This window comes from Pseudomonas brassicae, assembly GCF_010671725.1.
Taxonomy (GTDB): Bacteria; Pseudomonadota; Gammaproteobacteria; order Pseudomonadales; family Pseudomonadaceae; genus Aquipseudomonas; species Aquipseudomonas brassicae.
On the sequence record NZ_JAAHBU010000142.1, the window covers coordinates 1 to 16,553 of the forward strand.

The following is a 16,553-nucleotide window of genomic DNA, read 5'->3' on the forward strand; positions in this document are numbered from 1 at the left end:
TCCCACAGGGTTTTGTGTGCACCGCGGCCTCTGTGGGAGCTGGCTTGCCAGCGAAGGGGCCCGAAAGACGGATACAAAAAAGCCGACACGACGTCGGCTTTTTTGTGGCTGAACGATCAGATCGTCAGCGTCCAGTCATAGTCCACGATCAGTGGCGCATGCTGGGAGAAGCGTGGCTGACGTGGCAGGCGTGCGGTGCGCACGAAGCGGCGCAGGCCAGGGGTCAGCAGCTGGTAGTCGAAACGCCAGCCCAGGTTGAGCATCTCGGCCTGCTCGTTGTCGGGCCACCAGCTGTACTGGTCGCCCTCACGGCTGACTTCGCGCAACGCATCGACATAACCCATGTTGCCGACGATCTCGTCCATCCACGCCCGCTCAGGCGCCAGGAAACCCGGCGACTGCTGGCCGTCGCGCCAGTTCTTCACGTCGAGCTTCTGCTGCGCCACATACAGCGAGCCGCAGTAGATGTACTCGCGGCGCTTGCGGCGCTGCTTGTCCAGGTACTTGCCGAAGTCGTCCATCAACTTGAACTTCTGGTTCAGGTCTTCGTCGCCGTTCATGCCCGAGGGTAACAGCAAGGTGGCAATACTGACTTTGTCGAAATCGGCCTGCAGGTAACGCCCGTAGCGATCGGCTGTCTCGAAGCCCAGGCCGCTGATGACTGCCTTGGGCTGCAAACGCGAGTAGAGCGCCACGCCGCCTTGGGCTGGTACTTCTGCATCGCAGGCATAAAGGAAGTAGCCATCGAGCTGGAAAGCTGGGTCGTCGAGTTCAAAGGCCGAGGCGCGGGTATCCTGAAGGCAGATGACGTCGGCATTCTGGGCTTGTAGCCAGCTGAGCAAACCACGCTCAACGGCAGCCTGAATGCCATTAACGTTCACACTGATGATCCGCATAAATGGCCCCAAAAATCTCGTGCGTGTATGATACCCGAGCTGTACTCATTTAGCTAAATCCGTGGTATCCGGGACTCTTCATGCAGCCGTATCAGCGCGAATTCATTCGTTTTGCCATCGATCGTGGGGTTCTGCGCTTCGGTGAGTTCACCCTCAAGTCGCCGCACCAGCCCGTATTTCTTCAATGCGGGCCTGTTCAACACCGGTTCCGCCCTGGCCCAGCTCGGCCGGTTCTATGCCGCGGCGATTGTCGACAGCAAGATCCCGTTCGACGTGCTGTTCGGCCCGGCCTACAAGGGTATTCCCCTGGCTGCCGCGACGGCGGTGCAGTTGGCCGAGCACCATGGGCTCGATGTGCCGTGGTGCTTCAACCGCAAGGAAGCCAAGGCGCACGGCGAGGGCGGTAGCCTGGTGGGCTCGCCGCTGGCCGGCGATGTGCTGATCATCGATGACGTGATCACTGCCGGTACTGCGATCCGCGAGGTGATGCAGATCATCCAGGGCCAGCAGGCCAAGGCTGCAGGCGTGTTGATCGCGCTGAACCGCCAGGAGCGCGGCAACGGCGAGCTGTCGGCGATCCAGGAAGTGGAGCGCGACTTCGGCATCCCGGTGGTCAGCATTGTCTCGCTGACCCAGGTGCTGCAGTTCCTCGCTGACGACCCGGCGCTCAAGCAGCATTTGCCGGCGGTAGAGGCCTACCGCGCCCAGTTCGGTATCTGAAGCAATGAAAAAGGCGACCCGAGGGTCGCCTTTTTTGTGCCCGCTGATGTATCAGCGCGGCTTGCGGTTGGTGATCAGGGTGCCCACGCCGCTGTCGGTGAAGATTTCCAGCAGCACCGCATTCGGTACCCGGCCATCGATGATGTGCGAGCTGTGCACGCCACCTTGCACCGCCTCCAGCGCGCAACGAATCTTGGGCAGCATGCCGCCATAGATGGTGCCGTCAGCGATCAGCTCATTGACCTGCTCGGTGGTCAGGCCCGTGAGCACGGTACCTTGCTTGTCCATCAGGCCGGCGATGTTGGTCAGCAGCATCAGCTTCTCGGCTTTCAGTGCTTCGGCCACCTTGCCGGCCACCAGGTCGGCGTTGATGTTGTACGACTCGCCGTTGGCGCCCACGCCGATCGGCGCGATCACCGGGATGAAATCGCCCTTGACCAGCATGTTCAGCAGATCGGTATTCACACCCACCACTTCGCCCACATGGCCGATGTCGATGATTTCAGGCGTGGTCATTTCTGGCGTCTGACGGCTGACGGTGAGCTTTTTCGCGCGAATCAGCTCGGCGTCCTTGCCGGTCAGGCCAATGGCGCTGCCGCCATGGCGGTTGATCAGGTTGACGATGTCCTTGTTCACCTGGCCGCCCAGCACCATCTCGACCACGTCCATGGTCTGCGCATCGGTCACGCGCATGCCATCGATGAAGTGGCTTTCGATCGACAGGCGCTTGAGCAGATCACCGATCTGCGGGCCGCCGCCGTGCACAACCACCGGGTTGATGCCGACCGCCTTCATCAGCACGATGTCGCGCGCGAAGCCGGTCTTGAGCTCCTCGCTCTCCATCGCGTTGCCGCCGTACTTGATCACCAGCGTCTTGCCGACAAAGCGGCGAATGTAAGGCAGCGCTTCGGACAGTACCTGGGCGACATGGGTGGCGGCATCGCGATCGAGGGTCATGCAGGGCTCCAGTTGGAACAAGGGGTCGGTCAGAACGTGGGTTGCAGATCAGGGGCAACGCGCTTGAGCTGGGCAAGGAACACGTCCTTGATTCGCTGCAGCTCGGCTTCGCTGTCGGCCTCGAAGCGCAGCACCAGCACCGGCGTGGTGTTGGAGGCGCGAACCAGGCCCCAGCCGTTGGGGTAGTCGACCCGTACACCGTCAATGGTGGTCAGGTTTGCGTCTTGGCCCCAGTCGGCGTCGCGTTGCAGTGCATCAATGATGCTGAATTTACCTTCGTCCGTCACATCAATGTTGATTTCAGGGGTGCAAATATCATTCGGGAACGCCGCGAACAGCGTTTCGGCGTCGGTATCGGCCTTGCTCAGGATCTCCAGCAGGCGGGCGGCGCTGTAGATACCGTCGTCAAAACCGTACCAGCGTTCCTTGATGAAGATATGCCCGCTCATTTCGCCGGCCAGCAGGGCGCCGGTCTGCTTCATCTTCTTCTTGATCAACGAGTGACCGGTCTTCCACATTAGCGCGCGACCGCCGTACTGCTCGATCAGCGGGGTCAGGCGGCGGGTGCATTTGACGTCGAAAATGATCTCGGCGCCCGGGTTGCGCGCCAGTACGTCCTGGGCGAACAGCATCAGCAGCCGGTCGGGGTAGACGATGCTGCCAGTGTTGGTCACTACGCCCACGCGGTCGCGTCACCGTCGAAGGCCAGGCCCAGGTCGGCGCCGGTCTCCTTGACCTTGGCAATCAGGTCCACCAGGTTTTCAGGCTTGCCAGGGTCGGGGTGATGGTTGGGGAAGTTGCCGTCCACGTCGCAGAACAGCGGGATCATCTCGCAGCCCAGCGCTTCGATCAGTTGCGGGGCGATCACGCCGGCAGCGCCGTTGCCGCAGTCCACCACCACCTTGAGCGGCTTGGCCAGCTTGATGTCAGCGGTGATCTGGGTGAAGTAGCGGTCGAGGATCTCGACCTGCTGGACGCTGCCCTCGCCGCGGCTCAGGTCGTTGGTCTGCAGGCGTAGCAGCAGGGCCTGGATCTGTTCGTTGGCCAGGGTGTCGCCGGCGATGACGATCTTGAAACCGTTGTAGTTCGGCGGGTTGTGGCTGCCAGTGAGCATCACGCCGGACTTGCCGGCCAGCACGTTGGCGGCGTAGTACAAGGCGGGGGTAGGAACCAGGCCGACGTCGCTGACGGTGCAGCCGGCTTCGGCCAGGCCGCGGATCAATTGCTCGACCAGCATCGGGCCCGACAGGCGGCCGTCGCGGCCTACCGAGACGTTCGGCTCCCCTTGGGCCAGGCTCTGGGCACCGATGGCGCGGCCGATCCAGTAGGCGGTTTCGGCGCTCAGGCCTTCGCCGACCACGCCACGGATATCGTAGGCGCGGAAGATGCTGGCGGGCAGTGCGGGGGGGGGCCAGGTGTGCCATGTCGTTCATCTCTGGGGCTCCAAATTCATAGGCGTGCGGGGCAGGCTCAAACTGAACGCTTGGACGGCGGTTTTGCCCGAGAGTTCGCCCTCCCTGGCGAACGGCTGGTCATGCACGGGTCATTGATTGCCCGAATGCCCGAAGCCGCCGGCACCGCGCTGGGTTTCATCGAAATGCTCGACGATGTCGAAATGCGCCTGTACCACCGGTACCAGCACCAACTGCGCGATGCGCTCGCCGATGGCAATGGTGAACGGGGTCTGGCCGCGGTTCCAGCACGACACCATCAGCTCGCCCTGGTAGTCCGAGTCGATCAGGCCGACCAGGTTGCCCAGCACGATGCCGTGTTTGTGGCCCAGGCCCGAGCGCGGCAGGATCAGTGCCGCCAGGCCCGGGTCACCGACATAGATCGACAGGCCGGTGGGGATCAGCAGGGTCTGGCCTGGCTCCAGGACGGTGTCCTGCTTGAGCATCGCGCGCAGGTCGAGGCCGGCGGAGCCTGGGGTGGCGTACTGCGGCAGCGGGAATTCGCTGCCGATGCGGGGATCGAGAATCTTGGCTTGTAGGGCGTGCATGCAGAATTAAACCTGGTTGAGACGTTCGGCGATGAAGGCAACCAGCTGGCGGGCGATCTTGCCCTTGCTGGTCTGCGCGAAAAGGGTGGCGTGAAGCTGGCGATCGATCACGCTGCAGGCGTTTTCCTCGCTGTTGAAGCCGATGCTGGGGTTGGCCACGTCATTGGCGACGATCAGGTCGAGGTTCTTGTCCTTGAGCTTGCGTGCGGCGTAGTCGAGCAAGTGTTCGGTTTCGGCGGCAAAGCCGACACTGAACGGGCGGTCCGGGCGGGTGGCGATGGTGGCCAGAATGTCCGGGTTGCGCACCATCTGCAGCAGCAGGCCATCGCCAGTCGTAGGGTCTTTCTTGAGTTTTTGCGGGGCGACGACCTCGGGCCGGTAGTCCGCGACTGCAGCCGAGGCGATGAATACATCGCACGGAATCGCCGCTTCGCACGCGGCGAGCATGTCTCGCGCGCTCACCACGTCGATGCGGGTCACCCGGTCCGGCGTTGGCAGGTGCACCGGGCCGGTCACCAGGGTCACCCGAGCACCGGCTTCGACCGCAGCTTCGGCCAGGGCAAAGCCCATCTTGCCCGAGCTATGATTGGTGATGTAGCGCACCGGGTCGATGTTTTCCTGGGTAGGGCCTGCGGTGATCAGCACGTGCTTGCCGGTCAGCGACTGGCGCTTGAAGGTTTCGGCAGCGCACCAGGCCAGGTCCGTGGCCTCGAGCATGCGGCCAAGGCCCACATCGCCGCAGGCCTGGCTGCCGGAGGCGGGGCCGAACACCTGGATGTCGCGGCTTTGCAGCAGTTGCAGGTTGGCCTGGGTGGCCGGGTCGCGCCACATGGCCTGGTTCATGGCCGGTGCCAGCGCCACGGTGGCGTCGGTGGCCAGCACCAGGGTGGTCAGCAGGTCATTGGCCACGCCTTGGGCCAGGCGCGCGATCAGGTCGGCGGTGGCCGGGGCTATCAGCACCAGGTCGGCCCATTTGGCCAGCTCGATATGGCCCATCGCCGCTTCGGCGGCGGGGTCGAGCAGGTCCATGTGCACGGGGTGCCCGGACAACGCCTGCATGGTCAGCGGGGTAATGAATTCGGCCCCGCCGTGGGTCATGACGACGCGCACTTGCGCGCCGTGCTCCAGGAGTCGGCGAACCAGCTCGGCGCTCTTGTAGGCGGCGATGCCGCCGCCGACGCCAAGAACGATGCGTTTCCGATACAGCCGCTGCATAGGCTTGCCTTTCTTTGATCAGTGTTGGCACGCGGCGACGACGCCTCCCCAGGCCGAATCGTCGCGTAAAAAGAGGCGGCTACGATAGCACAGGGCTGAAACGGGGAGCAGCCACACACAGACAGAGGGACGGATATGGGTATCAGGGATTGGCCGGCGGCGGAACGACCGCGGGAGAGGTTGCTGGAGCGTGGGGCCGGGAGCCTGTCGGATGCCGAGTTGCTGGCGGTGTTTCTGCGCACCGGGGTGGCGGGCAAGAGCGCCGTCGACCTGGCGCGCCACCTGTTGCAACAGTTTGGCGGGCTGCGCCAGTTGCTGGAGTCGGACCAGAAAACGTTCCAGCGCGAGCTGGGGTTGGGGCCGGCGAAGTATGCGCAGTTGCAGGCGGTGATGGAGCTGGCGCGTCGGCACCTTGGTCAGGGGTTGCAACGTGATTCTGCCTTGGAAAGTCCCAAGGCGGTTCGCCAGTATCTGAAGGCAGCGCTGCGCCATGAGCCACATGAAGTGTTCGGTTGCCTGTTCCTGGATACAAAGCACCGATCGTTAGGCTTTGAAGCGCTTTTTCAGGGATCGATCAGCACTGCGAATGTGTACCCTCGGCAAGTGGTCAAGCGTGCGTTGGCCAAAAATGCGGCCGCCTTGATTCTTTGTCATAACCATCCCTCGGGTGTTCCTGAACCAAGCCAGGCGGACCTCAGTCTGACACTGCGCTTGCAAGAAGCGCTGGGGTTGATCGAGGTGCGCGTGCTGGATCACATCATCATCGGGGATGGGGAGCCGTTGTCGATGGTGGAGCGAGGGTGGTTTGCTGCTTGAAGGGGGCTATGCGTGGGGCCGGCGACACTTATGCTCAAAGCGCCGGGCCACGCTTTTTGAAGTCTACTCAAAACCTTTCAGTGCAAAGATTGATACCGCGAGGCCGGCGAACGAAGCTATCAGCCAATAGTGAAGTGTTACCAGTTCGGTTCTGATCGACACGGGGAAAGACTTAACGTCTGAAGACTCTAGAGCACCTGTTTTTATAAAAAGCCTCGAGTGGGCCAGGAGCGCTGCTACACAGGTGGAAAATACTATCCTGCCGAACGCGCCGCCGCAGAGCAAGCTCCGGCGTGAAATTATTGCTTTGCAGTTGTTTAGGTGTCTGTTGATTGTGTCGGCGTATCGGGCTGTCGCATGTTTGTACTGTGTGCCAATTATAAGTATGCAAAATATACACAGTATTTCTAGTAATAAAGGCGGCAGGTAGGGCGGGTAGCTAACACTGAATTGCTCTCCAAGTTTTATTTTAATCAGGCTGCCGGAGTGCCGGGCGGCATCCAGTATCTGCAGGGCGACAGCGAGTACTATCATTCCGCCCAAGAATGCGAGGCTAAGGTAGTGCGCCGTAATCAGTAGTCTTGCGAGGTCCTTGGGGAAGTACTTGATGTCATTGGTACTTAACGCTCCGACCTCGATTAGGAATTCAGGGGAGTTAAGAAAGCTTGCAATATCCTGTATTGCCCTGATTCTACTGCGTAGTCCGGTGTGAGCGCAGTACCGATATGGGTCCACAAGCGGACAGTTTTTCAAGTGTTCGAGGATTTCAGTCATTCGCATGTTTGCAATATAAAAGTGCAGCGCGCCAGTGGCGACGATGCCTAAGAGCATCGTTATTCCAAGTATTGCGATAAGTAGCTCAATAAAATGCTCGTAGTCCATTGGCCGTCCATTGCGTAGGCTGTCATGTTCAGTGCTGTGGGGTGGTTATCTGCTGGAGTTGTATATTAGTTCTCCTATCTCATCTCCGGCGTATTCTCCAAGTTTTCCGGCGGCATATGCTCCGCCGCCAACAATCACTATTCCGCACGCCAGTGTGCCTAAGCCTGCAGAAGGTATTCCAAGTGCCGCACATATTACGCTGGTTGCAGCGGACGTTAGCACGCGGCCGGTTCCGGCACTCAATGCGACACTCAGTCCAAAACTGCCACTCTCTGTAAATTTTATTTTTTCACAGGCTTCAGTCTGCCCTGCTGCGCACACATCTTGAACCTTGAGGTAGGATGCACCACCGCCCACCGCTACACCAATCCAGCCCCCCCACTTCATGTAGCTTGCCGCTTTGGAGACGCCTGCGAGATGCGTTGCGTACCCGGGGATCTGCCCAGCAGCCCCTGCATGAGACCAGTGGTGTACAAGGCTGCGAGTGGAAATCCCCAGCGCCTGTTTCAGGTTGGGATGATCAGGAAGCCCTGTTCCTTTTTTCGTTAGCGTAGTAAGGCGATTGCCCAATTGAGCGAACAGACGCTTACGTTCGGCAAAGAACTCTGGGCTACGCAAGTTCCCGTCCCGATTGAAGTACTTCGTGTGCAGCGCTTCGATACCGCGTAGCGAGTCCTTCACCCCGTCAAGGTGGCTGCCAATCATTGCGGTTGTCACCCCAACCGACGTCGCCATCGGCGCTAACATCGCCGCAATCTCTCCCTGATGGCGCACCATGAATGCCGCCTCTTCATCACTCATCGGCGCCAGCGCATCGTTCACCACTGCCGCCGCTTCCATCAACATCGCCTCTTCGCGGCCGCACTGCTGGTTGAGCGGGTCGCTCAGCACGATCAACTGGCCAGGTTTGGCATACTCGGTGAGCTGCGGGTTGAGCCGCCGAAAATGCGCCAGCAAGGCCGGGTCGGGCGTGCCGAACAGAATCGTTTCCAGTGCTGCCCGGCTGATCGGTGCCTGGACGATATGGAAGCCCGGCTCAGCCACCGACTGTGGCGCCTGGCCGGGTGCCAAGGCGCCGGGCAACGGCTGGTTGGCCACCTCATGCTGCCTGATCGATTGCGCCCACTGGGGCGTGATCGCCTGGCCCAAGGGCGCAGCCCGGGCTGCAAGGCCGCTGGGGGGCAGGTCGCCGACCTGGAAGAAGTGCTGCGTGGCGATCAGGCGATTGCTGCCCTGAGGGCAGCCACAGGCCACGTGGTAGCCCTCCAGCGCGACGCCCTGGTCGGCGCACAGGAAATCGGGATGCCCCTGGGCTATCTGCCCCACGCTCTGGCAGGCCGGGCACCACACTGGGTCGGTGATGCGGGCCGCCGCGCGCCCTTCGACGGTCATCGGCGCGTAACCGGCCAGCACCTTGCCGCCGGTGGTGGTGGGGTCACCTTCTCTGATCAGATACGCCATGGTTCAAGCTCCTGTAGTGCCCTCTGGGGTTGCCAAAGGACGCTAACAAGAACCTGCAGGCGTTGATGTAGGACGCGTCTGAACCTGTTTGACTCAGCGCAAGGGGGTCAGCGTGCCACCTTCACCGTGGCGAAATCCTGGCGCCCGAACGGACTGACCTTGTAGCCCTCGACGCCCTGGCGCATCAGCACCGCCGCCGTCGGGTGCGCCAACGGTAGCCACAGCGCCTGTTGCTGGATCAGCCCCTGGGCCTGCTGGTACAGGCGGCTGCGCACGCTCTGGTCGTTGGTGGTCTTGCCGGCGCTGATCAACTGATCCAGGCGCGGGTCGCAGTAGCGCGCGAAGTTGGTCCCGGACTTGACCGCCGAACAGGCAAACTGCGGGCTGAGGAAGTTGTCCGGGTCGCCGTTGTCGCCGGCCCAGCCCATGAACAACAGGTCATGCTCGCCGGCCTTGGCCCGGCGAATCAGCTCGCCCCATTCGATCACGCGGATCTCGGCCTTGATCCCGACCTTGGCCAGGTCTGCCTGCAGCAACTGTGCACCCAGGCTCGGGTTGGGGTTGAGCAGGCTGCCCGACGGGCGCGTCCAGATCGTGGTGCTGAAGCCGTCCTTGAGGCCGGCCTTGGCCAGCAGCGCACGGGCCTTGGCTTCGTCGTAGGCGTAGCCCGGCAGGTCTTTGGCATAGCTCCAGGTGTTGGGCGGGAAGGGGCCTTCAGCGGCCACTGCGGTGCGTTCGAACACAGCCTTGAGGTAACTGGCCTTGTCGAAGGCCAGGTTGATCGCCTGGCGCACTTCAACCTTGTCCAGCGGCGGGCGCTGCTGTTGATGGCGACAAAGGCGGTCATGAACGCCTCGGTCTTCTCGACCTTGAGGGCGGCATCGTCAGTGGCCGCCGCAATGTCCAGCGGCTTGGGCGACAGGGCGATCTGGCACTCGTTGCGCCGCAGTTTCTGCAGGCGCACGTTGGCATCGGGAGTGATGGCGAAGATCAGCGGGTCGACGTCCGGCTTGCCGGCAAAGTACTCGGCGTTGGCGCGGTAGCGGATCACGGCATCTTTCTGGAACCGCTGGAACACGAACGGCCCGGTGCCGATCGGCTGGCTGTTGAGCTTCTCCGGCGTGCCGGCCTTGAGCAGTTGGTCGGCGTATTCGGCCGAATAGATCGAGGCAAAGCCCATGCTCAAGGTGGCGAGGAAGGTGGCGTCGGGGTGGTCGAGGGTAAAGCGCACGGTCAGCGGGTCGGGCGCCTCGACTGCTTGATCAGGCTGGGCAACTGCAGCGACTGCGCGTGCGGGTAGCCGCTCTGCGCGATCTTGTGCCAGGAATGGGCGGGGTAGAGCATGCGCTGGAAGCTGAACAGCACGTCATCGGCGCTCAGCTCGCGGCTCGGCTTGAAGTAGCCGGTGCTGTGAAACCTGACCCCAGGGTGCAGTTTGAAGTCGTACACCAGGCCGTCGCCGACACCGTCCAGCTGTCGGCCAGGCTCGGCACCACCTTGCCGCTGGTCGCGTCGAATTCCACCAGACGGTTCATCAGCACGTCGGCCGAGGCGTTGGTGGTGGTCAACGCGTTATACTGCACCACGTCGAACCCTTCGGGGCTGGCCTCTGTACATACGCTCAAGGCGCCTGCCTGTGCCAGTACAGGGCTGAGCAGCGTTGCGAGCAACAGGGGGATGGCGGCACGACGCATGGTGACTCCTTGGCTGAACAATGGCCCATCTGCCGTTGCAGTCTGGAAAAGTCCTACCCTAGTGTGCCCGGCTGCAAATCGCCAACCCCTTTTTCAGGAATCTTGCGACGAGCGGTCAATCCGTGCACACGCCCGCATCGGCGTGGCGCGAGCGGGCAATAAGGCGCGCCAAAGCAGATATTCTGTTGTTGTGCTCCAGTCTTTCTGGTATAAAGCAGCGCTCTTTTCTAGGGGCTCGGTGCGTCGCATCCGCTGATGTTGTCGATAAGACCCTGAAGAAACACGGCGCCTGGCGCCAAAGACTGAGAGATTAAGCGGCCAACCCATGCCGGGTTGGGCATGTGGTTTTAGAGGGCTGAGGCATGTCGAGAGTCTGTCAAGTTACCGGTAAGGGTCCGGTAACCGGGAATAACATTTCCCACGCGAATAACAAAACCCGTCGTCGTTTCCTGCCGAACCTGCAGCATCACCGCTTCTGGGTCGAGTCGGAGAAGCGTTTCGTGCGTCTGCGCGTTTCTGCCAAAGGCATGCGTATCATCGACAAGCGTGGCATTGATGTCGTGCTGCTCGAAATTCGCCGTAACGGCGCCAAGGTCTAAGGGAGAGAATCATGCGTGAATTGATCCGTCTGGTGTCGACCGCTAATACCGGCCACTTCTACACCACCGACAAGAACAAGCGCACCACTCCGGACAAAATCGAAATCAAAAAATTCGATCCGGTTGTTCGCAAGCACGTGATCTACAAGGAAGCCAAGATCAAGTAATTGATCCCGGCTGACGAAAAAAGGCCCGCATCTCACGATGCGGGCCTTTTTTTATGCGCGCTGCCCACTCAGGTGAAGTAGAACTTCTCGATCAGGCCACTATCGTTGACGGCGATCTGCACGCGTGTGCGGTCGATTTCCATCGTCGACATGTCATCCGGGCCGACCACGCGGGCGCGCCCGGTCACCTCGCTGATGTAGTCGCGCACGCTCGGGACGTACAGGGTGCCGACCAGGCGACCGATACAGGCCAGGACTTCATCGTTGTCCATGAAGTCGGAGTGGGGCGGGCATACAGCAATGTCGTCAGTGCTCATGGTGAGGCTCCTTGGGGTTGGTCCACAGCGGACCCCACCATGCTGCTGCCTGCTACGGCGGCCCTGGCGTTATCTATCTACGCCTTGGCTTCGAACATCACATAGATCTTGCGGCAGGCCTCCAGCACTTCCCAGGTGCCCTTGAAGCCCGCCGGGATCACGAAGCGGTCGCCCGCGCGCAGGGTCTTGGCGGCCCCAGTCTCGTCGCGCAGTACCGAGACGCCGTGCACGATCTCGCAGTACTCGTGTTCGGTGTAATTGACGCGCCACTGCCCTGGCGCGCCCTCCCACACCCCGGCAGCAAACTGCCCGCAGGGGCTTGAGTAGTGGTTAAACACCACCTGCTCGGGGTCACCCTTGAGCACTTTTTCGGCGGCTGGGCGGTAGCGTTCGGCCTCGGTCAGTACCTGGGCAAAATCGACGATCTGCTGAATGTTCATGGGTGCGGATCCCCTGGCTGTTAAATAAAGTGCACATGACTAGGCATTTGGCCATGTAATGTCAAATATATTGATAATTCAGGTGCCAGTAGTTTAGGGTGTCGAATGCCGTAGAGCGAACCCGCTCCGGCAGCATTTCGACAGCACCCATGGCCCCTCGTGCGGCGCTGCATTTCAACAACAGGAGGAGTTTCGTATGACCACCCTGACGCGTGCGGACTGGGAACAGCGTGCCCAGCAACTGAAGATCGAAGGCCGTGCCTTCATCAATGGTGAATACACCGCCGCCGTTTCCGGCGCCACCTTCGAGTGCCTGAGCCCGGTCGACGGACGCCTTCTGGCGCAGGTCGCCAGTTGCGACGCAGCCGATGCCCAGCGTGCGGTGGAAAACGCCCGTGCCACCTTCAACGCCGGTGTGTGGTCGCGCCTGGCGCCGGCCAAGCGCAAGGCCACCCTGATCCGCTTCGCCGCCCTGCTCAAGCAGAACGTCGAAGAGCTGGCCCTGCTCGAAACCCTCGACATGGGCAAGCCGATCAATGATTCGCTGAACATCGACGTGCCGGGCGCAGCCCAGGCGCTGAGCTGGAACGGCGAAGCCATCGACAAGGTCTACGACGAAGTCGCTGCCACCCCGCACGACCAGTTGGGCCTGGTAACCCGTGAGCCTGTGGGCGTGGTGGCGGCCATCGTGCCGTGGAACTTCCCGCTGCTGATGGCCAGCTGGAAACTCGGCCCGGCGCTGGCCACCGGTAACTCGGTGGTGCTCAAGCCGTCCGAAAAATCCCCGCTGACCGCCATTCGTATCGCTCAGCTTGCGATCGAAGCCGGTATTCCGGCCGGTGTGCTCAACGTGCTGCCAGGTTATGGCCACACCGTGGGCAAGGCCCTCGCCCTGCACATGGACGTCGACACCCTGGTGTTCACCGGCTCCACCAAGATCGCCAAGCAGCTGATGATCTACGCCGGCGAATCGAACATGAAGCGCGTGTGGCTGGAAGCTGGCGGCAAGAGCCCGAACATCGTGTTCGCCGATGCCCCGGACCTGAATGCCGCCGCCGAGGCCGCCGCCAGCGCCATCGCCTTCAACCAGGGCGAAGTGTGCACCGCCGGTTCGCGCCTGCTGGTGGAGCGTTCGATCAAGGACACATTCCTGCCGCGGGTACTCGAGGCCCTCAAGGCCTGGAAGCCAGGCAACCCGCTGGACCCGGCCACCACCGTCGGCGCGCTGGTCGACACCCAGCAGATGAACACCGTGCTGTCCTACATCGAGGCCGGTCACAGTGACGGCGCCAAACTGCTGGTGGGCGGCAAGCGCATCCTTGAAGAGACCGGCGGCACTTATGTCGAGCCGACCATCTTCGACGGCGTGAGCAATGCCATGCGCATCGCCAAGGAAGAGATCTTCGGCCCGGTGCTGTCGGTGATCACCTTCGATACCGTCGAAGAGGCCATCAACATCGCCAACGACACTCCGTACGGCCTGGCCGCCGGTGTGTGGACCGCCGACATCAGCAAGGCCCACAAGACCGCCAAGGCCCTGCGTGCAGGCAGCGTGTGGGTCAACCAGTATGACGGTGGCGACATGACCGCGCCGTTCGGTGGCTTCAAGCAGTCGGGCAACGGCCGTGACAAGTCGCTGCATGCGCTGGACAAGTACACCGAGCTCAAGGCCACCTGGATCAAGCTGTAAGGCCAAGGGGCGGCCTGCGCGCTACCCCGAGCGATCCGCGCCACAGCCGGGCCCTGCGTTAGCGCAGGCCCGGCTGTGTTGCTTGTGGCGATCCATCACCGTTGAGGAAGCTGAAATGCGTTGGGCCACCTATTTCGCCGTACTGTCGTCGGTTCTCAGCGTGGGCCTTGCCCTGGGCGTGAGCATGCCGTTGGTGTCGTTGCGCCTGGAAGGTTGGGGCTACGGCAGCTTTGCGATTGGCGTGATGGCGGCCATGCCGGCGATCGGCGTGCTGGTCGGTGCCAGCCTGTCCAGCCGGCTGGCCGCGCATTTTGGCACCGCGACGCTGATGCGCCTGTGCCTGCTGGCCGGTGCGCTGTCGATCGGCCTGCTGGCGCTGTTGCCCAGCTATCCGATCTGGCTGGCGCTGCGCCTGCTGATCGGGGTGATCCTGACCATCGTGTTCATCCTTGGCGAGAGCTGGATCAACCAGCTGGTGGTGGAGCAATGGCGCGGCCGCCTGGTGGCGCTGTACGGCAGCAGTTACGCGCTCAGCCAGTTGGCCGGGCCGCTGCTGCTTGGCGTGCTGGGCTCGGAGGACGACCTGGGCTTCTGGATCGGTGCCGGTTTGCTGGTACTGGCGCCGCTGGTGCTGATCGGCCGCACGGGCGCGCCCAGTGCCGAGGCCTGTGGCGTGAGCCTGGGTGATCTGGTCGGGTTCTGCCGTCGGCTGCCGGTGATCGCCTGGGCGATCGCGTTGTTTGCCGCCTTTGAGGCGATGATTCTGACGCTGCTGCCGGTGTACTGCCTGCAGCAGGGTTTTACCACCGAGGTGGCGCTGTTCATGGTGAGTACCGTGGTGGTGGGCGATGCGTTGCTGCAACTGCCGATTGGTGCGCTGGCCGACTACATGTCGCGGCGCACGCTGTTCACCGGGTGTGCGGTGACCTTGCTGGTGTCGAGCCTGGGTATCCCGCTGCTGATGCACACCCCGGCGATCTGGCCGCTGTGGGTCTTGTTCGGGGCCAGCGCGGGTGGCTTGTTCACCTTGTCGCTGATCCTGATCGGCGAGCGCTATCGCGACGATGCACTGGTGCGCGCCAACGCCCACGTGGCGCAGTTGTGGGGTATCGGTTGCCTGATCGGGCCGCTGGCGGCCGGGGCAGGCAGCCAGTGGGTCAGCGGGCATGCGCTGCCATGGCTGATGGCAGCGGGAGCATTCGGCCTGGTGCTGCTGGCGCGCCGGCCGAATGCGTTCGAGCCTGCGGTCGCCTAGAGCATCTTCTCCAGGCCCACCGCCTTGCTCACCCACGCATTGAAACGTCGCCACAGCCCACCCGGCTCGGTGCTCACGCTATGCATCTGGCCGTTGTCCTCGGTCACCCATACCAGTTGCCCGTCCACCAGTTGCGGTGCGTAGCTGAGGGCCGGGGCCATGCCTTGCAACGCCAGCTCGCGGGTGTATTCGGCCAGCTCCGGGCTGTCCACCAGCACACCGACCTCGGTGTTCCACAGCACCGAACGCGGGTCGAAGTTGAACGAGCCGATGAAGGTCTTCTGCCGGTCGAAGACCATCGCCTTACTGTGCAGGCTGGAGTCCGAGGCGCTGCCGAAGTGGTGGATGCGGCCGCTGCTCGGGTCGCCGGGCTGGCGGCGCAGTTCAAACAGCCTGACGCCATGTTCCAGCAGCGCCTTGCGGTAGGGCGCATAGCCGCCATGCACCGCTGGCACGTCGGTGGCTTCCAGCGAGTTGGTCAGCAGGCTTACCGCCACCCCCGCATCGGCATGGCTGGTGAGGTACAGCAGGCCGGTCTCGCCCGGCACGAAGTAGGCTGAAACCATGATCAGCTCGTGGTGCACGTTGTTCAGGTCGGGCGCCAGTTGCTGGGTCAGCAACAGTTGCGGGTCGGGTTCGCCCTGGGCCAGCACCTTGCTCGGCGCGTCCCACAGCGCCTGGTTGTGTGCCCAGATCAACTCGTTGCGCCACACCTCCAGGCGCGGGTTCGTGCGGTACGCCATCAGGCGCTCGTACAGCGCCTTGCGCTTGACCCTGGCCTCGTCCAGCGACGCCTCCAGGCGCTCGCGGCTGGCGCGCAGGTCGGCAGTGTCGGGCTTGCTCATGATGAAGTCGCCAATCGGCCGGCTCAGGGCGCTGTTCCAGTACTGGTCGAAACTGTGCCCCAGCTGTTCGGCCACCGGCCCCACCCCCAGCAGGTCGATGTCGGTGAAGTTCAGGTTGGGCTCGGCGTCGAAATACTCGTCACCCAGGTTGCGCCCGCCCACGATGGCCATGCTGTTGTCCACCAGCCACAGCTTGTTGTGCATGCGCCGGTGCTGCTGCGACAGGTTGAACAGGCGGCCCATGGCGCGGGTGATGCCGGTGCTGCGCCCCAGGTGCAGCGGGTTGAACACGCGGATATGCACGTTGGGGTGCACTGCCAGGGTGGCCATGACGTCGTCCAGGCCATCGCTGGTGGTGTCGTCGAGCAGGATGCGCACGCGCACGCCACGGTCGGCGGCCAGCAGCAGCTCATGCACCAGGGCGCGGGTGCTGAGGCCGTCGTGCACGATGTAGTACTGCAGGTCGATGCTGCTCTGGGCGTTGCGGATCAGCTCGGCGCGGGCACGGAACGCCTCGTTGCTGTTGGGCAGCAGGCGAAAGCCCGAGCGCCCGTCATGGGCGCTGGCCTGGCGCTGCACCGAACGGCCGAACGCCGAGTC

General features: G+C 62.6%; 14 protein-coding genes and 3 pseudogenes. 6 read left to right on the top strand and 11 right to left on the bottom strand.

Annotation, left to right across the window (positions count from 1 at the left end):
- Positions 1-116: 116 nt before the first annotated feature.
- Positions 117-896, bottom strand: a complete 780-nt coding sequence (locus G3436_RS11380; protein ID WP_163944843.1) for an exodeoxyribonuclease III — start codon at positions 894-896, stop codon at positions 117-119.
- Positions 897-976: 80 nt separating this feature from the next.
- On the opposite strand from G3436_RS11380, the pseudogene pyrE reads away from it, so the two are divergent.
- A pseudogene (gene pyrE / locus G3436_RS11385) lies at positions 977-1,616 on the top strand (orotate phosphoribosyltransferase).
- Between the two features lie 51 nt (positions 1,617-1,667).
- Here pyrE and argB read toward each other — a convergent pair.
- The 4 genes and pseudogenes from argB to coaBC form a co-directional block, all read right to left on the bottom strand.
- A complete protein-coding gene (gene argB, locus G3436_RS11390; protein WP_163944846.1) occupies positions 1,668-2,573 on the bottom strand; it encodes an acetylglutamate kinase in 906 nt (301 codons plus the stop codon).
- A 29-nt stretch (positions 2,574-2,602) separates the two neighbouring features.
- A pseudogene (locus G3436_RS11395) lies at positions 2,603-3,978 on the bottom strand (phosphomannomutase/phosphoglucomutase); the annotation flags it as partial.
- Positions 3,979-4,116: 138 nt separating this feature from the next.
- The gene (gene dut, locus G3436_RS11400; RefSeq protein WP_163944849.1) at positions 4,117-4,572 is read right to left on the bottom strand and encodes a dUTP diphosphatase; all 456 of its coding nucleotides are present in this window, start codon (positions 4,570-4,572) and stop codon (positions 4,117-4,119) included.
- A gap of 6 nt (positions 4,573-4,578) precedes the next feature.
- Positions 4,579-5,787, bottom strand: coding sequence for a bifunctional phosphopantothenoylcysteine decarboxylase/phosphopantothenate--cysteine ligase CoaBC (gene coaBC, locus G3436_RS11405; protein ID WP_163944852.1), 1,209 nt, complete (start codon positions 5,785-5,787; stop codon positions 4,579-4,581).
- A gap of 135 nt (positions 5,788-5,922) precedes the next feature.
- On the opposite strand from coaBC, the gene radC reads away from it, so the two are divergent.
- Positions 5,923-6,603: a RadC family protein gene (radC, locus tag G3436_RS11410; protein ID WP_163944881.1), complete on the top strand. Its 681-nt coding sequence runs from the start codon at positions 5,923-5,925 to the stop codon at positions 6,601-6,603.
- 63 nt (positions 6,604-6,666) lie between these two features.
- Here the strand turns inward: radC and G3436_RS11415 are convergent, their stop codons facing one another.
- The 3 genes and pseudogenes from G3436_RS11415 to G3436_RS11425 all read right to left on the bottom strand — a co-directional run bounded on the left by G3436_RS11415 (position 6,667) and on the right by G3436_RS11425 (position 10,640).
- Positions 6,667-7,485, bottom strand: coding sequence for a hypothetical protein (locus tag G3436_RS11415; protein WP_163944884.1), 819 nt, complete (start codon positions 7,483-7,485; stop codon positions 6,667-6,669).
- A 45-nt stretch (positions 7,486-7,530) separates the two neighbouring features.
- Positions 7,531-8,946: a PAAR domain-containing protein gene (locus G3436_RS11420; protein ID WP_163944887.1), complete on the bottom strand. Its 1,416-nt coding sequence runs from the start codon at positions 8,944-8,946 to the stop codon at positions 7,531-7,533.
- Between the two features lie 107 nt (positions 8,947-9,053).
- Positions 9,054-10,640, bottom strand: a pseudogene (locus G3436_RS11425) (ABC transporter substrate-binding protein).
- Between the two features lie 362 nt (positions 10,641-11,002).
- Between G3436_RS11425 and rpmB the strand changes: the two are divergent.
- Both rpmB and rpmG read left to right on the top strand, forming a co-directional pair.
- On the top strand, positions 11,003-11,239 hold the full coding sequence (gene rpmB / locus G3436_RS11430; RefSeq protein ID WP_163944889.1) for a 50S ribosomal protein L28: 237 nt from the start codon (positions 11,003-11,005) through the stop codon (positions 11,237-11,239).
- 11 nt (positions 11,240-11,250) lie between these two features.
- Positions 11,251-11,406 carry a 50S ribosomal protein L33 gene (rpmG, locus tag G3436_RS11435; protein ID WP_010225867.1) on the top strand — a complete coding sequence of 52 codons (156 nt, stop codon included), beginning with the start codon at positions 11,251-11,253 and terminating at the stop codon, positions 11,404-11,406.
- A 68-nt stretch (positions 11,407-11,474) separates the two neighbouring features.
- Here the strand turns inward: rpmG and G3436_RS11440 are convergent, their stop codons facing one another.
- Positions 11,475-11,723: a hypothetical protein gene (locus tag G3436_RS11440; protein WP_338001242.1), complete on the bottom strand. Its 249-nt coding sequence runs from the start codon at positions 11,721-11,723 to the stop codon at positions 11,475-11,477.
- Positions 11,724-11,800: 77 nt separating this feature from the next.
- Positions 11,801-12,163, bottom strand: coding sequence for a cupin domain-containing protein (locus G3436_RS11445; protein WP_163944891.1), 363 nt, complete (start codon positions 12,161-12,163; stop codon positions 11,801-11,803).
- Between the two features lie 196 nt (positions 12,164-12,359).
- Between G3436_RS11445 and G3436_RS11450 the strand changes: the two genes are divergently transcribed.
- A complete protein-coding gene (locus tag G3436_RS11450; protein ID WP_163944892.1) occupies positions 12,360-13,853 on the top strand; it encodes an aldehyde dehydrogenase in 1,494 nt (497 codons plus the stop codon).
- 115 nt (positions 13,854-13,968) lie between these two features.
- Positions 13,969-15,108, top strand: coding sequence for an MFS transporter (locus tag G3436_RS11455; protein ID WP_163944896.1), 1,140 nt, complete (start codon positions 13,969-13,971; stop codon positions 15,106-15,108).
- Here G3436_RS11455 and G3436_RS11460 read toward each other — a convergent pair.
- Positions 15,105-16,553: phospholipase D family protein (locus G3436_RS11460; protein WP_163944899.1), on the bottom strand; the 1,449-nt coding region annotated here is incomplete at its 5' end. The two genes, G3436_RS11455 and G3436_RS11460, sit on opposite strands and share 4 nt — an antisense overlap.

What these genes read in the sequence shown, in the direction of transcription:
- G3436_RS11415 (WP_163944884.1), bottom strand. Translation starts at nt 7,485, where the DNA reads ATGGACTACGAGCATTTTATTGAGCTACTTATCGCAATACTTGGAATA.
- coaBC (WP_163944852.1), bottom strand. Translation starts at nt 5,787, where the DNA reads ATGCAGCGGCTGTATCGGAAACGCATCGTTCTTGGCGTCGGCGGCGGC.
- G3436_RS11380 (WP_163944843.1), bottom strand. Translation starts at nt 896, where the DNA reads ATGCGGATCATCAGTGTGAACGTTAATGGCATTCAGGCTGCCGTTGAG.
- radC (WP_163944881.1), top strand. Translation starts at nt 5,923, where the DNA reads ATGGGTATCAGGGATTGGCCGGCGGCGGAACGACCGCGGGAGAGGTTG.
- dut (WP_163944849.1), bottom strand. Translation starts at nt 4,572, where the DNA reads ATGCACGCCCTACAAGCCAAGATTCTCGATCCCCGCATCGGCAGCGAA.
- G3436_RS11450 (WP_163944892.1), top strand. Translation starts at nt 12,360, where the DNA reads ATGACCACCCTGACGCGTGCGGACTGGGAACAGCGTGCCCAGCAACTG.
- rpmG (WP_010225867.1), top strand. Translation starts at nt 11,251, where the DNA reads ATGCGTGAATTGATCCGTCTGGTGTCGACCGCTAATACCGGCCACTTC.
- argB (WP_163944846.1), bottom strand. Translation starts at nt 2,573, where the DNA reads ATGACCCTCGATCGCGATGCCGCCACCCATGTCGCCCAGGTACTGTCC.
- G3436_RS11420 (WP_163944887.1), bottom strand. Translation starts at nt 8,946, where the DNA reads ATGGCGTATCTGATCAGAGAAGGTGACCCCACCACCACCGGCGGCAAG.
- G3436_RS11440 (WP_338001242.1), bottom strand. Translation starts at nt 11,723, where the DNA reads ATGAGCACTGACGACATTGCTGTATGCCCGCCCCACTCCGACTTCATG.
- G3436_RS11445 (WP_163944891.1), bottom strand. Translation starts at nt 12,163, where the DNA reads ATGAACATTCAGCAGATCGTCGATTTTGCCCAGGTACTGACCGAGGCC.
- G3436_RS11455 (WP_163944896.1), top strand. Translation starts at nt 13,969, where the DNA reads ATGCGTTGGGCCACCTATTTCGCCGTACTGTCGTCGGTTCTCAGCGTG.
- rpmB (WP_163944889.1), top strand. Translation starts at nt 11,003, where the DNA reads ATGTCGAGAGTCTGTCAAGTTACCGGTAAGGGTCCGGTAACCGGGAAT.